Consider the following 14,344-nt stretch of genomic DNA (forward strand, 5'->3'; position numbering starts at 1 on the left):
TGCGCGAGCTCTCCGTGGACGGAGCCGCTTCATTTCAGCGTCCCGTTGCCCGCCTGCGAGACGTTCGTGCCTGACGCGATCGGCGAGCCCATCGCCTGAAACAGCGCGGCCGTGTCGCTCATGCGCGCGCTGCTCGCGCGGATCGCCGAAAGCCGCGCGTTGAGGTACTGCTGCTCGCTGCCCCGCGCGGCGCGCGGCGGAATTGCGCCGAGACGCACGCGCGCCGCCGCATCCGCCGACGCATCGCGTGCGGCGCGGCTCGCGGTATCGGCGAAGGCCAGCGCTTCGCTGTCGTTGTCCAGCGACGCCAGCGTGTTCGCCACATTCTGGAACGCCGCGAGCACGGTCTGCTTGTATTGCTCGACGGCGGCATCGTAAGTGGCGATGGCCGCGCGCCGTTGCGCGAGCAGCGCGCCGCCGTGGAAGATCGGCTGCGACAGCGACGCGCCCACGCTCCACAACGCGCCCGCACCGGAAAGCGCGGTCGGCCAGTTGAAGCCGCCCTTTCCCATCGATGCCGAAATCGACAGGCTCGGGAAAAGCTGCGCCGTGGCGACGCCGACTTGCGCGGCCGCGGCCTTGAGCGCGGCGTCGGCGGCCTGAATGTCGGGGCGCGTCTGCAGCAACTCGGACGGCAGGACGACCGGCACATCGGACGGCACCGTGAGGCTGGCGAGATCGAGGTCGTCGGGCGCGCGGTCCGGCGTGCGTCCGAGCAGCACCGCGAGCGCATGGCGCGTCGCGAGCCATTGCGCGCGCAAGCCCGGCAATTGCGAGGCGAGCGACGCCGCGTTCTGCTGCGCGTTGAGCATGTCGGCGCGCGATGCGGAGCCGAGCGCGTAGCGTCGTTCGGCATCGAGCGCGTCGTCGCTGGCGAGCGCGACGAGGCGCTCGGTCACGTCGATCTGCGCATGCAACGCCGCCGCTCCGATCGCGCCCGTGACGATGTTCGCCGCGAGCGCGCGGCGCGCGGCATCGAGTTGAAACGCCTGGTTGTCGACCTGCGCGGCGAGCGACGCATTTTCGAAGCGCGCGGCGCCGAAGAGATCGAACGTGTACTGCGCCTGAATCTGCCCGACGAAGAGGTTATAAAGCGCGGTCGGTGGACCGAAGTTGGGCACGCCGAGCCCGCGCTGGCGCGCCACCTGACCGCCCGCGTCGACCGACGGCAGCAGCGACGAGCCGACCTGCGCGCGCAGTTGCTCGCGCGCCGCGAGCAGGCTCTTGTCCACCGCGGCGAGATTGGGACTGCCGCGCAAGCCTTCGTCGACGAGCGCGTTCAACGCATCCGAGCGATACAGCTTCCACCACGCCGGAACCGGCTTCGCGCCCGCGACGAAGCGCTGCGACGCGCCCTCGGCCGTCACGCTCGATTCCGCTTGCGGCAGTGCGCCGTAATGCGCGGGCTGCGGCATGACGGGCGGCTTGCCGTCGGGCGCGAACGCGCATGCCCCGAGCACGGCGCATCCGAGGATCAGCGCAGGGGTGCGTTTCATGACGATGCTCCTTCGCGTTCGTCGAGCTTCACGCGAAACCACGCGGCATAGAGCGCGGGCAGGTAGAAGAGGGTAAGCACGGTCGCGCTCGTGATGCCGCCCATCAGCGCGGTCGCCATCGGGCCGAAGAAGTTGCTGCGCAGAAGCGGAATCAGCGCGAGCACGGCGGCGGCGGCCGTCAGCGTGATCGGCCGGAAGCGCCGTACCGTCGCGCCGATGATCGCATCGAAGCGCTTGTGTCCCGAAGCGATGTCCTGCTCGATCTGATCGACGAGAATCACCGAGTTGCGCATGATGATGCCGAACATGGCGATCACGCCGAGCATGGCGACGAAGCCGAACGGCTTGCCGAAGGCGAGCAGCGTCGCGACCACGCCGATGAGCCCGAGCGGCGCGGTGAGCACGACCATCATCACGCGCGCGAAGCTCTGCAACTGGATCATGAGCAGTGTCAGCACGACGATCACCATCACCGGAATCTGCGCGTTGATCGATGCTTGCCCCTTCGCGCTTTCCTCGACCGGGCCGCCCACCTCGATGCGATAGCCCACCGGCAGGGCGCGGCGAATCGCGTCGAGCTTCCTGTCGATGGCCTGCGTCACGTCGATGCCCTGCGCGTTGCCTTTGACATCGGATTGCACGGTGATGGTCGGCTGGCGGTCGCGTTCCCAGATCACGCCGTATTCGAGCGTATCGACGACGCGCCCGAGCGCGCCCAACGGCACCGGGCCGTGCGGCGTCGGCATCGCGAGCGTGGCGATGCGGGCGGGATCGACCCGCTCCGCGCGCGGCGCCCGCAAATCGACGCTGATGAGCTTGTCGCGCTCGCGATACTGCGTGACGGTGGTGCCGGTGAGCGTCATCGCGAGAAAGCTCGATACGTCCTGCGACGTGACGCCCGCATCGCGCGCCTTCTGCTGGTCGATCTCGAAGCGCACCGAACGCTCGGAAGGCTCGTCCCAGTCGAACTGCACGTTGGTCGTGCGCGCGTCGCCGCGCATGTCGGCGGCCACCTGCTCGGCGATGTGGCGCACCGTGCCGATCTCGTCGCCGCTCACGCGGAACTGCACCGGATAGCCCACGGGCGGCCCGTTCTCCAGCCGCGAGAGGCGCGTGCGCACGGCGGGGAAGCGCTCGCGCAGCATCGAGTCGAGCCAGCGCGCGAGCTGCTCGCGCGCCTCCACCGACTTCGCCGTGACCACGAACTGCGCGAAGTTCGGCGTCGGCAATTGCTGATCGAGCGGCAGATAGAAGCGCGGCGCGCCCGTGCCGACGAAGCTCACGACGTGATCGATTTCCTCGCGGCCCTTCATTGCTGCTTCGAGGCGCTTCGCTTCGCGCAGCGTCGCGTCGAACGATGCGCCTTCCTGCAGGCGCACGTCGATCAGCAATTCGGGGCGGTCCGAGCTCGGGAAGAACTGCTGTGGCACGAGCGTGAAGCCGGCCATCGCGACGACGAACAGCACGACGGTGATCGCCAGCACGACGAAGCGCCGCTCGATGCACCAGCCGACCCAGCGGCGCAGGCGTCCGTAGAATTTCGTGTCGTAGATGTCATGCTCGTGATCGTCGGGCAGATGCGCTTCCTTCTTCCGCTCCGGCAGCAGCTTGTAGCCGAGCAGCGGAATGAGCACGACCGCCGCGAGCCATGATGCGATCAGCGCGATCGCGGAGACTTCGAAGATCGAGCGCGTGTACTCGCCGGTGCTCGACTTGGCGAGCGCGATCGGCAGAAAGCCCGCGACCGTGACGAGCGTGCCGGTGAGCATCGGAAACGCGGTGCTCGTGTATGCGAACGCGGCGGCGCGCGCGCGGCTCCAGCCTTGCTCCAGCTTCACGGCCATCATCTCGACGGCGATGATCGCGTCGTCGACGAGAAGGCCCAGCGCGAGAATCAGCGTGCCGAGCGACACCTTGTGCAGGCCGATATCGAACAGATACATGAAGAGCGCGGTGACGGCGAGCACGACCGGAATCGAGATCACGACCACCATGCCCGTGCGCACGCCGAGCGACACGAGACTCACGATCAGCACGATCACGACCGCCTCGGCCACGGCTTCGAGAAAGTCGTCGACCGAACGCGAGACCGCGTGCGGCATGCTGGAGACTTCGGCGAGCCTGAGTCCCGCGGGCAGTTGCGCGCGCAGCTCGCCCATGCGTGCATCGAGCGACTTGCCGAGACGCACGACGTCCTCGCCCGTCTGCATCGTGACGCCGATGCCGAGCACGGGCGTGCCCGCGGAGCGCATCTGCGTGGCGGGCGGATCGAGGTAGCCGCGCTTGATCGTGGCGATGTCGCCCAGCCGGAACGAGCGGCCGTTCACGTCGATGAGCGTGTCGGCGAGCGCATCCATGCTCTTGAACTGGCCGCTCGGGCGCACGAACACGCGGTCGTTGGGCGTATTGAGCACGCCGGCCGGCGAGACGCCGTTCTGTCCGTCGATGGCCTGCGCGATCTGCTGCGGCGAGATGCCCAGGCGCGTGAGCTGCGTATTGGCGATCTCAACGTAGATGCGCTCCTCCTGATCGCCGAAGTAATCGACCTTCGCGACGCCCGGCACGCGCAGCAGCACGGTGCGCAACGCATCGGCGTAGTCGTGCAGTTGTGCGGGCGAGAAGCCGTCGCCTTCGAGCGCGTAGATGTTGGTGTAGACGTCGCCGAACTCGTCGTTGAAGAACGGCCCTTGCACGCCGGGCGGCAGGGTCGCGGCAATATCGCCCACTTTCTTGCGGATCTGATACCACTCCTCGGGCACGTCCTTCGCGGGCGCCGAGTCCTTCATCTGGAAGAACAGCAGCGATTCACCCGGCCGGGAATAGCTGCGCATGAAATCCGTGTAGGGCGTTTCCTGCAATTTGCGCGCGATGCGGTCGGTCACTTCCTCCTGCACCTGACGCGCGGTGGCGCCGGGCCAGAAGGTGCGGATGACCATCACGCGGAACGTGAACGGCGGGTCTTCCGATTGCGCGAGCCGCGTATATGCGAGGACGCCGAAGATCGTCGCCATCGCGATGAGGAACACGACGAGCGCGCGATGCCGCAGCGCCCACGCCGACAGGTTGAAGCGGCCTTCTTCGTGGCGATGGGCGTTGTCGCCGGATGCGGTGTCGTCGTTGCGAGGGTCGCTGGTCGTGCTCATGAGGCGAAGTCCTCGGGATGCAGCGGCGCCACGACGCGCACCTTTTCGCCCGCGGTAACCGTATGCACGCCTTGCCACACGATGCGCTCGCCCGCCTCGATGCCGCTTGCGATGGTCACCGTGCGCTCGCCGTAGCGCGCGACTTCGACGCGCCTCAGTTCGAGCGCATCGCCGGGCTTCTTCACGATCCACACGGCGGGGTGCCCGTTGTCGTGAAAGAGCGCCGTGGACGGAACGGTGAACGCGCCCTTCGCGACATTCGCCGGCGAGAACGTGACATCGGCGGTCATGCCGAGGCGCACGTCCGGCGTCGGCGCTTCGAGCGTGAGTTTCGCGCGCCAGGTGCGGCTTTGTGTATCGGCGGCGGGCGAGCGCTCGCGCACGCGCGCCCTGAAGGTCTGCGCGGGCAGTGCCGCGAGCTTCACGCTCGCCTCCTTGCCGACGGCGAATGCCGCGAGGGCGGCTTCGGGCACGTCGCAGATCACGTCGGTGTCGCCGCTCCATGCGAGCGTGTAGACGGCCTGGCCGGCAGTCACGTTCTGGCCGGTGTCGGCTTGCTCCGCCGTGATGACGCCCGCGTGGTCGGCCGTGAGCGTGGCGTAGCGCAGTTGATCGCCGGCGAGCCCTGCCTGCTGCTGCGCCTGATTGCGCTGCGCGAGCGCGGCGGCGTAGGCGTTTTGCGTCTGCTCGAGTTGCGCGGGCGCGATCAGGTTTTCGGCGGCCTGCGCGCGATCGCGGTCGAGCTGCTGCTTCGCGTAGACCAGCTGATGCTCGGCGGCGTCGAGCTGCGCGCGGGCGCTCGCGCTGTTCTTTTCGGCATCGGCGGGATCGAGACGGGCGACGACCTGTCCGGCCTTCACGCTGTCGCCGAGACGCACACGTCGCTCGAGAATCTTGCCGTTGATGCGAAAGGAGAGCGGCGTCGAATAGCGCGACTGAATCTGACCGGGCAGCGTGGACGTGTTTGCCAATCCGTCGGCTCTCGCCTCGACCGCCACGACCGGACGCGGCGCGGGCGCGGCGGCCTCGTGACGCTGACAGGCGGCGAGCGAAACGCAGACGATCGGAAGAAATGCCGCGCGCGCGACGACCGGCGCGGGGAAAGGGAAGAGCTTCACAGGAACCTCGGCGCCCGCAAGGGCATGGGTGCGCGCGCCTCGAAGGCCAGGCGCGCCGCTCATGGGCGAAGCAAGGAAACGGGATGTCCGGCGAGCGATTTCGAGAAACGAGCGAGAGAGGGCCCGATCATGCAAACGACCTGAATGCCCCATCCGGCAAGGGTTCGACGCTCCCAACCTGAATACGAAGTGAATTCTAATACATGCTTGTATTCGAATGCAAAGCCGGATTTGCACGCCCGGCGATGCTACACTTCGTGCATGAAACCAGTACGTCTCACCCGCGAGCAGAGCCGTGACCAGACGCGTCAGCGTCTGCTCGACGCCGCGCAGGCGGTTTTCACGAAGAAGGGATTCGGCGCGGCGAGCGTCGAGGACGTCGCCGCCGACGCGGGCTATACGCGCGGCGCGTTCTATTCGAACTTCGGCAGCAAGGCCGAGTTGCTGCTCGAAGTGCTCAAGCGCGATCACGACGCCATCATGCAGCGCCTCTCGACCATCTTCGAGGACAGCGAGGCCTCGCGCGCCGACCTGGAAGCGCGTGTGTTGCAGTACTACAGCGAGTGCTACCAGGACAACGCGTGCTTTCTACTGTGGGTCGAAGCGAAGCTGCACGCGAGCCGCGACGCGAAGTTCCGCGCGAGCTTCAACGCACTCATGCGCGAGTTGCGGCAGACGACAACCGATTACATCGAGGCGTTCTCGGCGCGCGTGGGCACGCCGCTCACCATGCCGGCGGAGCAGATGGCGCTGGGGCTGATCGCGTTGTGCGACGGGGTGCAGTTCTTCTATTCGTCGGACCCGCAATCGGTGCCGGCGCAGTTCGCACAGGACGTGCTGGCGCAGTTCTTCAGGCGTGTCGCTTTGGGCGGCAGCGCCGAATGAGGGCGTCTTCGCTTGCCGGCGAAATAGCGCTCTGACGATTCGCCGGACACGTGTCCGGATCATGGCGACGAACGCGCTCGCCGTGCTCGGCATCCGATGGCATTCGCGCAGGAAAGCCAAGTGATCGGGTTTGAGGCGCGAAGCTGCCTCCGCAATACGGAAGCGGCGAAATCAAGCATCGATTCGGCCATTAAAAGTGGCTGATTTACCACGGGCGCAACGGTTGAGGAACGACTTCGCGATAAAGCGCGTATCATCAAAAAGGTAGTGCCGGAAATCACATTTAGCGTTTCGCGGGCATTCGATGACACGCTTTATCCAGAAGGTCTGGATCGCCGGCGTTGTTTTACTCGTCGGCGGTTTTGCATCAGCCAATGAGCAGGCTCGTTTGCTTCCGCTGGAACGAGTCGCGGCGGGTATGGTGTTCTTTCCGTATCCAGCCATTGTCTCGACCGCCGGCGTGCATCTCATCCGGTCCGTGCATGCCCGCTTCTACTATGGAAGCGCCGTGAAGCCCGCGGGCGCGGCCGTCCTGTCGGGTACGGGCCTTAATCTTCGTTTAGATCCGGATCAGGCGAATCGGCAATATTCGCACGTCCCTTCCTCCTATTCCTCCCAGGGTCCGGAAAAATCACAAAACGATTTAGCGAGCGAAGATGACGAGTGGCATTTTCAGGCAAATCCGCAACTCGGCGTGAATCACGAGCACGAAAAAGGCATGACGTTCTCGGTGCGCCGCGGATTTTGAATATCCGCGGCGACGTTCACTTTGTATCGGGTCTTCGAATCGTATTGCGAGGTTGCCGGTTCGCTCAAGTTTCCTCGTCTCCCTCCGCCCGCGCTGCATCGTCCAGCTTCTTCATGTTGTCGAGCAGCTTGAGCAGGTAATGCAGCGTGTGCGTGACGTCATCGATGGAAAAGTCCTTCAGCACTTCCTCGTAATAGCCCTGAATCTTCGGCGTCGCCTGCTGCGTCCACAGCGTGCGGCCCGGCTCCGTCATCGTGATGAGGCGTGAACGCCGGTCGCGGCCATCCGCGCTCGCGCGCACATGTCCGTCGCGTTCCATCCGGCTCACGAGTCCGGACAGGTTCTGCCGGCTCACCATCAGATAGCGCGCCAGATCTCCGACGCTCATTCCCCCTTCCGCCTCCGGCCGCGAGAGCGCGCCCAGCACGGCCCATTGCTGCGTCGTGAGACCTTCCGTCTCCACCGCACGGCTTCCCGTTTTATGCAACATATTGGCACATTGGTACAGCCGAAAGAACAGTCGGTTGGCTAGCTCCAGCTTCACTGCTGTATCCGATTTTGCTGAAACCAAGGGATTCTCCTAATCAGGTTGTGCTTGTCATCGCCGGAAGGTGTTTCTAGTATACGTCAATATATTGACGCAATAAGCGGCGCGAACCCTGTGTCCGATGACCGCAATGGTAACCCCTCACCATTCACGGAGAAGACTGTGCAGAGACTGCAAGGAAAGACGGTGATCGTCACAGGCGGTGGCGGCGGCATCGGCGGGGCGACGTGCCGCCGGTTCGCGGCGGAAGGCGCGCGCGTCGCGGTGCTGGATCTGTCGCTCGAAGCCGCGGAAAAAGTGCGCGACGACATTCGCGCGGCGGGCGGCGTCGCCGAGGCGATCCGCTGCGACATCACGAATCGCGTGGATGTCGATGCCGCCATCGCATCGACCGAGGCGAAACTCGGCCCCGTCGACGTGCTCGTGAACAACGCCGGCTGGGACGTCTTCAAGCCGTTCACGAAGACCGAGCCGAGCCAGTGGGAGCGTCTCATCGCGATCAATCTGACGGGCGCGCTGCATCTGCATCACGCGGTGCTGCCGCGCATGGCCGAGCGCAAGTCGGGACGCATCGTCAACATCGCCTCGGACGCGGCGCGCGTCGGGTCTTCCGGCGAGGCCGTCTATGCGGCATGCAAGGGCGGACTGGTGTCGTTCTCCAAGACCATCGCGCGCGAACATGCGCGTCATGGCATCACCGTCAACGTCGTATGCCCCGGCCCGACCGATACCGCGCTCTTCGCCGAATACAAGGAAGGCGCGGGCAATCCCGAGAAGCTGCTGGAAGCGTTCCAGCGCTCGATTCCGCTGGGCCGCATCGGCCAGCCCGACGACCTCCCGGGCGCGATCGTCTTCTTCGCGAGCGACGACGCGCGCTACATCACCGGCCAGGTGCTGAGCGTATCCGGTGGCCTGACGATGGCCGGCTGAACCCGATCGAGGACAAGGAACCCGTCATGAACTACGAAGACATCCTCTACGAAGTGCGCAACGGCGCGGCGTGGATCACGATCAACCGTCCCGGGAAGATGAACGCGTTTCGCGGACGCACCTGCGACGAGCTCATCCACGCGATCAATCGCGCGGGCTATGCAAGGGAGATCGGCGTGATCGTGCTCGCGGGCGCGGGCGAGAAGGCGTTCTGCACCGGCGGCGATCAGTCCGCGCACGAAGGACAGTACGACGGCCGCGGCACCATCGGCCTGCCGATGGAAGAGCTGCACAACGCGATCCGCGACGTGCCCAAGCCCGTGATCGCGCGCGTGCAGGGTTACGCGGTCGGCGGCGGCAATGTGCTGTGCACCATCTGCGATTTCACCATCGCCTCGGAGAAGGCCGTGTTCGCGCAGGCGGGGCCGAAGGTCGGCTCGGTCGATCCGGGCTACGGCACGGCATTTCTCGCGCGCGTGGTCGGCGAGAAGAAGGCGCGCGAGATCTGGTATCTGTGCCGCCGCTATCCGGCCTCCGAAGCGCTCGCGATGGGCCTCGTCAACGCGGTCGTTCCGCATGAGCAGCTCGACGCCGAAGTGCAGAAATGGTGCGACGAAATCATGGAGAAGAGCCCGACGGCGATCGCCATCGCGAAACGCTCGTTCAACATGGATACCGCGCATCAGGCGGGCATCGCCGGCATGGGCATGTACGCGCTCAAGCTCTACTACGACACCGAGGAATCGCGCGAAGGCGTCAGAGCCTTCCAGGAAAAGCGCAAGCCGGATTTCCGGCGCCACGCGAAGTGACCGGAGCGACACCATGAATCCCTATCTCGATGAAGACCTCGTCGCGCTCGGCGAACACGCGCGGCGCTTTGCCCAGGGACGCGTCGCGCCCGGCTTCGAGGAGCGCGACACCACGCGCACGCTCGATCGCGAACTCATGCTCGAAATGGGGCAGATGGGGTTCATCGCGCCGGAGCTGCCCGAGGAGTACGGCGGGCAGGGGCTCGGCTGCCTCGCTGCGGGGGTCATTCACGAAGAGATCGCGCGCGCGGATCTGAGCCTCTCGTACATCAACCTGCTCGCATCGCTCAACGGGCAGATTCTCGCCCACCACGCCGCGCCGGACATCGCGCGTCCCTGGCTCGAAAGGCTGACTCAGGGACGCGCGCTGCTGGCGATCGCGCTGACCGAGCCGCGCGGCGGGTCGGATGCCGCGAACCTGCGTCTGCGCATGGAGCGCGTCGGCGATCACTACGTGCTCAACGGCGAGAAGACGTCGATCTCGGCGGCCGATCAGGCCGATGCGGCCATCGTGTTCGCACGCACCGGCAGCGTCGAGGATGGCGCGCGCGGCGTCTCGGCGGTGTTCGTACCGATGGATCTGCCCGGCATCACGCGCAATCGCTTCAACTGTCACGGGCAGCGCGCGATCGGCCGTGGCTCGATCTTCTTCGAGAACGTGCGCGTGCCCGTCGATCACCGGCTGGGCGACGAAGGCAAGGGCTTCGTGCAGGTGATGCAGGGCTTCGATTTCTCGCGCGCGCTGATCGGCTTGCAGGTGCTCGCGGTCGCGAAGGCGAGTCTCGAGGAGACGTGGGAATACGTCGCGCAGCGCGAGGCGTTCGGCAAGCCGCTGTCGGCGTTTCAGGGCGTGTCGCATCCGCTCGCCGAATACGAGAGCCAGGTCGAGGCGGCGCGCCTCCTGTGCCTGCAGACGCTCTGGCTCAAGGACCGCGCCTTGCCGCACACCGCCGAGGCCGCGATGTGCAAGTGGTGGGGCCCGAAGCTCGCCTACGACGTCGTGCATCAGTGTCTGCTGTCGTTCGGGCATGGCGGCTACGATCGCGGGCCGATGGAGCAGCGCCTGCGCGACGTGCTCGGCTTTCAGATCGGCGACGGCACCGCGCAGATCATGAAGACGATCATCGCCCGCGCGCACGCGGGACGCGACGCGGTCCCGGCGTGACGGGCGACGAACACCAAAAAGACCGGAGACATCACATGGAGTTCGACGCCGTTCGGATTCCGCCGAGACGCGCCGAGAGCGTCGCCCGCGGATACTGGCACGACCGCACCCTCAACGACGATCTCGACACGTGGGCCGAGCGCTGTCCCGACAAGATCGCGCTCACGGCCTTCGAAGTGGAAAGCGGTGCGACGACGCGCTTCACGTATCGCGAGATGGCGTCGATGGCCGATCGCATCGCGGTGGGTCTCGCGCGGCTGGGCGTCGGGCGCAACGACGTCGTCTCGATGCAATTGCCCAACTGGTGGCAGTTCACGCTGACGTATCTCGCCTGCTCGCGCATCGGCGCCGTGGTCAATCCGCTGATGCATATCTTTCGCGAGCGCGAGCTTGCGTTCATGCTCGCCCACAGCGCGAGCAAGGTGCTGATCGTGCCGCGCGTGTTCCGCGGTTTCGATTTCGCGCAGATGGCGACGAATCTGCAAGCGAGCCTGCCTCGGCTGGAGCACGTCGTCGTGATCGGCGGACAGGACGCCAACAGCTTCGAAGCGCTTCTCGGCGAGCCCGCGTGGGAGCGCGAACCCGATGCGCGCGAGCTCCTGACGCGCAATCGTCCCGGCCCCGACGACATCACGCAATTGCTCTACACGTCGGGCACGACGGGCGAGCCCAAGGGCGTGATGCACACGGCGAACACGCTGATGTCGAACATTCGGCCCTATGCCGACGCCATGCGCCTCGGAGCGGACGACGTCGTGCTGATGGCCTCGCCGATGGCGCACCAGACCGGCTTCATGTACGGCCTGATGATGCCGGTCATGCTCGGCGCGAGTGCGGTGTTGCAGGATATCTGGCAGCCGAAGGCGGCAGTCGCGCTGATCGAAAGCGAGCGCGTGAGCTTCACGATGGCCTCGACCGTGTTCCTGACCGACCTCGCCAGCGCGGTCGGCGACAGCGGACGGTCCGTGCCGACGCTGCGCACGTTCCTGTGCGCGGGCGCGCCGATTCCGGGGCCGCTGGTCGAGAAGGCGCGCGCGGCGCTCGGCGCGAAGATCGTGTCGGCGTGGGGCATGACGGAGATGGGCGCGGTCACCCTGACGCGCCTCGATGACGACGACGAACGCTCCTTCGCGACCGACGGCCGCCCGCTCCCTGGCGTCGAAGTGCGCGTGGTCGACGCATACGATGCGCCGTTGCCCACCGGCGCGGTGGGACGCCTGCTGGTGCGCTCGTGCTCGAGCTTCGGCGGCTATCTGCATCGCGCGCACCTCAACGCGACCGACCCGCACGGCTGGTTCGATACCGGCGATCTCGCGTATCTCGACGCGCGCGGCTATATCCGCATCAGCGGGCGCAGCAAGGACGTGATCATTCGCGGCGGAGAGAACATTCCCGTGGTGGAGATCGAGGCGCTCCTGTATCGGCATCCCGCGATCGCGGCGGCGGCGCTCGTCGCTTATCCGGACGAGCGTCTCGGCGAGCGCGCGTGCGCGGTCGTCGTCAGGAAGCCGGGCGAGCACATCGATCTGCCGTCGATCGCCGGCTTTCTCAAGGCGCACAAGGTCGCGATGCAGTACATCCCGGAGCGTCTGCTGGTGTGCGACAGCCTGCCCGCGACGCCCTCCGGCAAGGTACAGAAGTTCAAGCTGCGCGAGTTGCTGCGCGAACGCGAATCGCAACAGGGAGCATGACATGGAGGAGCAATTGGTCATCGAGGAAACCGTCGGGCGTGTCGGCGTCATCACGCTGAACCGGCCGCGGCAGATGAACGCCCTGAACGACGCATTGATGGACGCCCTCGGCGATGCCTTGCTGCGCTTCGACGCCGATGAGCGCATCGGCGCGATCGTACTCACCGGCAATGCGCGGGCGTTCGCGGCGGGCGCCGATATCGCCGCGATGGCACGCTGGTCCTGCATGGACGTATTTCGAAGCGACTTCATCACGCGCAACTGGGAAACCATTCGCCGCGTGCGCAAGCCGGTGATCGCCGCGGTCGCGGGCGTGGCGCTAGGCGGCGGCTGCGAACTGGCGCTCGCGTGCGACATCGTGATCGCCGCCGAGAACGCGACCTTCGGCCTGCCCGAAATCAAACTGGCGATGATGCCCGGCGCGGGCGGCACGCAGCGTCTTCCGCGCGCGATCGGCAAGGCGAAGGCGATGGATATGTGCCTGAGCGCGCGCACGCTGAATGCGGCGGAAGCGGAGCGCAGCGGTCTCGTCTCGCGCGTGGTGCCTGCCGATGCGCTGCGCGACGAAAGCATGGCCCTCGCCGCGACGATCGCGGGCTACTCGCTGCCCGCGCTGATGGCGATCAAGGAATCCGTCAATCGGGCTTACGAGGCGTCGCTCTCGGAAGGTGTGTTGTTCGAGCGGCGGCAGTTGCATGCGCGCTTTGCCAGCGAGGACGCGCGCGAGGGCATGGCCGCCTTTCTGGAGAAGCGCCAGCCGGTGCTCAGGCACCGCTGATCAGGCGGTGGGGCGCGTTTCCGCATCGATGCCGAAAGTTCGGGCAACGGACAGGTGATGGGCGAACCCGGCGCCGCGCCGCTTGCGATATTTTCGACCCCATTGCGTGACGGGTTGCGCTTGGGCGTTCACGCAGAAGTGCTCGAACTCGAGCCACGCCTCCTCGTAATCGCCTTCACGGGCGAGCTCGAACTGCCGGCCGCCGGTCGCGCACGATGCGAGGTTCATGAACTGCGTCAGAATCGGCCGGCATGCATGGCCGATGTACGCGTCCGCTTCCTCTCTCGGCCACTCGTTCGCGGCATGGAGCATCTGACGCCATGCGAGTATCGTCTCGCGGCAGGCGTTGCACTGCGCATCGCCCGCGATGAGCGCGCTCGCTTCCAGAACCGCGATCGCAAGCTCCTCGAACTTCGCGAGCTTGATCCATGCCGCGCGGGCGAGCGAATCCGCGGTGCCGTCGTCGAGTTCGAGGGGGGGAGCGAGCGGCGCGTCTGCCGCATTCGCGGCCGGCTCTATCTTCATAACAATGCGTTCCTCGTGAAGCATGATGCGCACGCCGAAATCGGCGACGAGCATCGCGAGCCGGCATCCCCAGCGCATGCTCATGTCCTGAAGCCAGGCTTCGTCCGACGTTCGCAGCGCCGCGGCGATTTCCTCGCGTGCATCGGCGAGCCATCGGCTCTGGGCAAACTCTTCGATTCGACTCATGGCGTCCTCTCGACGCGAGCGGGGCTAGCTTGGCGCGCATGGATGAAGCCTGCGCACCGACCTTCGGCCAACATGCACTGCATTTTCGCCAGCGCGGGCGCGGATTGCGCCGCGGCCGGCCGATGTGGCCGATGATTCGTCTAATCGAAAACCGAGTGACGAGGGAACATGAAAACACGAGCCGCCATCGCATGGGAAGCCGGAAAACCTCTGACGATCGAGGAAGTCGATCTCGAAGGCCCGCGCGCGGGTGAAGTGCTGATCGAGGTCAAGGCGACCGGCATTTGCCATACCGATTACTACACGCTTTCGGGCGCGGACCC

12 protein-coding genes and 1 pseudogene are annotated in these 14,344 nt (G+C 66.2%); 8 read left to right on the top strand and 5 right to left on the bottom strand.

What is annotated here, in order from left to right; translation table 11 throughout:
• Positions 1 to 29: 29 nt before the first annotated feature.
• From AWB83_RS12145 to AWB83_RS12155, 3 genes are read right to left on the bottom strand one after another with little or no spacing between them, the layout of a single operon-like run.
• Positions 30 to 1,496 (bottom strand): efflux transporter outer membrane subunit, encoded by a 1,467-nt coding sequence (locus AWB83_RS12145; protein ID WP_087045527.1) that lies wholly within the window; start codon positions 1,494 to 1,496, stop codon positions 30 to 32.
• Positions 1,493 to 4,639 carry an efflux RND transporter permease subunit gene (locus AWB83_RS12150; protein WP_087045529.1) on the bottom strand — a complete coding sequence of 1,049 codons (3,147 nt, stop codon included), beginning with the start codon at positions 4,637 to 4,639 and terminating at the stop codon, positions 1,493 to 1,495. The genes AWB83_RS12145 and AWB83_RS12150 overlap by 4 nt, the downstream gene beginning before the upstream one ends.
• Complete coding sequence (locus AWB83_RS12155; protein ID WP_087045596.1) at positions 4,636 to 5,757, bottom strand: efflux RND transporter periplasmic adaptor subunit; 1,122 nt, start codon at positions 5,755 to 5,757, stop codon at positions 4,636 to 4,638. Before AWB83_RS12155 ends, AWB83_RS12150 begins: the two co-directional genes overlap by 4 nt.
• 261 nt (positions 5,758 to 6,018) lie before the next feature.
• Here AWB83_RS12155 and AWB83_RS12160 point away from each other — a divergent pair, with 261 nt between their 5' ends.
• Both AWB83_RS12160 and AWB83_RS12165 read left to right on the top strand, forming a co-directional pair.
• Positions 6,019 to 6,642 (top strand): TetR/AcrR family transcriptional regulator, encoded by a 624-nt coding sequence (locus AWB83_RS12160; RefSeq protein WP_087045531.1) that lies wholly within the window; start codon positions 6,019 to 6,021, stop codon positions 6,640 to 6,642.
• A gap of 304 nt (positions 6,643 to 6,946) precedes the next feature.
• Positions 6,947 to 7,390 carry a hypothetical protein gene (locus AWB83_RS12165; protein WP_244197683.1) on the top strand — a complete coding sequence of 148 codons (444 nt, stop codon included), beginning with the start codon at positions 6,947 to 6,949 and terminating at the stop codon, positions 7,388 to 7,390.
• Positions 7,391 to 7,454: 64 nt separating this feature from the next.
• On the opposite strand, the gene AWB83_RS12170 is transcribed toward AWB83_RS12165, so the two are convergent.
• Positions 7,455 to 7,880 (bottom strand): MarR family transcriptional regulator, encoded by a 426-nt coding sequence (locus tag AWB83_RS12170; RefSeq protein ID WP_087045535.1) that lies wholly within the window; start codon positions 7,878 to 7,880, stop codon positions 7,455 to 7,457.
• 219 nt (positions 7,881 to 8,099) lie between these two features.
• Here AWB83_RS12170 and badH point away from each other — a divergent pair, with 219 nt between their 5' ends.
• Genes badH through AWB83_RS12195 form a run of 5 tightly spaced genes read left to right on the top strand, consistent with a single transcriptional unit; the run spans position 8,100 to position 13,310 of the window.
• Positions 8,100 to 8,867 (top strand): 2-hydroxycyclohexanecarboxyl-CoA dehydrogenase, encoded by a 768-nt coding sequence (badH, locus tag AWB83_RS12175; RefSeq protein WP_087045537.1) that lies wholly within the window; start codon positions 8,100 to 8,102, stop codon positions 8,865 to 8,867.
• Between the two features lie 26 nt (positions 8,868 to 8,893).
• Complete coding sequence (badI, locus tag AWB83_RS12180; RefSeq protein WP_087045539.1) at positions 8,894 to 9,676, top strand: 2-ketocyclohexanecarboxyl-CoA hydrolase; 783 nt, start codon at positions 8,894 to 8,896, stop codon at positions 9,674 to 9,676.
• 13 nt (positions 9,677 to 9,689) lie between these two features.
• Positions 9,690 to 10,841, top strand: a complete 1,152-nt coding sequence (aliB, locus tag AWB83_RS12185; protein ID WP_087045541.1) for a cyclohexanecarboxyl-CoA dehydrogenase — start codon at positions 9,690 to 9,692, stop codon at positions 10,839 to 10,841.
• 35 nt (positions 10,842 to 10,876) lie between these two features.
• Positions 10,877 to 12,532: a cyclohexanecarboxylate-CoA ligase gene (gene aliA / locus AWB83_RS12190; RefSeq protein ID WP_087045542.1), complete on the top strand. Its 1,656-nt coding sequence runs from the start codon at positions 10,877 to 10,879 to the stop codon at positions 12,530 to 12,532.
• 1 nt (position 12,533) lies between these two features.
• Positions 12,534 to 13,310, top strand: a complete 777-nt coding sequence (locus AWB83_RS12195) for an enoyl-CoA hydratase (RefSeq protein ID WP_087045543.1) — start codon at positions 12,534 to 12,536, stop codon at positions 13,308 to 13,310.
• Here AWB83_RS12195 and AWB83_RS12200 read toward each other — a convergent pair whose 3' ends face one another.
• On the bottom strand, positions 13,311 to 14,021 hold the full coding sequence (locus AWB83_RS12200; RefSeq protein ID WP_087045545.1) for a hypothetical protein: 711 nt from the start codon (positions 14,019 to 14,021) through the stop codon (positions 13,311 to 13,313).
• A gap of 168 nt (positions 14,022 to 14,189) precedes the next feature.
• Between AWB83_RS12200 and AWB83_RS35760 the strand changes: the two are divergent.
• Positions 14,190 to 14,344 (top strand): annotated as a pseudogene (locus AWB83_RS35760) (alcohol dehydrogenase catalytic domain-containing protein); the annotation flags it as partial.

Source organism: Caballeronia ptereochthonis (assembly GCF_001545075.1).
In the GTDB taxonomy this organism is placed as follows: domain Bacteria; phylum Pseudomonadota; class Gammaproteobacteria; order Burkholderiales; family Burkholderiaceae; genus Caballeronia; species Caballeronia ptereochthonis.

Excerpts from the sequence above, each read along its gene's own strand:
- AWB83_RS12170 (WP_087045535.1), bottom strand. The coding sequence starts at position 7,880 with ATGTTGCATAAAACGGGAAGCCGTGCGGTGGAGACGGAAGGTCTCACG.
- AWB83_RS12160 (WP_087045531.1), top strand. The coding sequence starts at position 6,019 with ATGAAACCAGTACGTCTCACCCGCGAGCAGAGCCGTGACCAGACGCGT.
- AWB83_RS12165 (WP_244197683.1), top strand. The coding sequence starts at position 6,947 with ATGACACGCTTTATCCAGAAGGTCTGGATCGCCGGCGTTGTTTTACTC.
- AWB83_RS12145 (WP_087045527.1), bottom strand. The coding sequence starts at position 1,496 with ATGAAACGCACCCCTGCGCTGATCCTCGGATGCGCCGTGCTCGGGGCA.
- AWB83_RS12150 (WP_087045529.1), bottom strand. The coding sequence starts at position 4,639 with ATGAGCACGACCAGCGACCCTCGCAACGACGACACCGCATCCGGCGAC.
- badI (WP_087045539.1), top strand. The coding sequence starts at position 8,894 with ATGAACTACGAAGACATCCTCTACGAAGTGCGCAACGGCGCGGCGTGG.
- aliA (WP_087045542.1), top strand. The coding sequence starts at position 10,877 with ATGGAGTTCGACGCCGTTCGGATTCCGCCGAGACGCGCCGAGAGCGTC.
- AWB83_RS12195 (WP_087045543.1), top strand. The coding sequence starts at position 12,534 with ATGGAGGAGCAATTGGTCATCGAGGAAACCGTCGGGCGTGTCGGCGTC.
- aliB (WP_087045541.1), top strand. The coding sequence starts at position 9,690 with ATGAATCCCTATCTCGATGAAGACCTCGTCGCGCTCGGCGAACACGCG.
- AWB83_RS12200 (WP_087045545.1), bottom strand. The coding sequence starts at position 14,021 with ATGAGTCGAATCGAAGAGTTTGCCCAGAGCCGATGGCTCGCCGATGCA.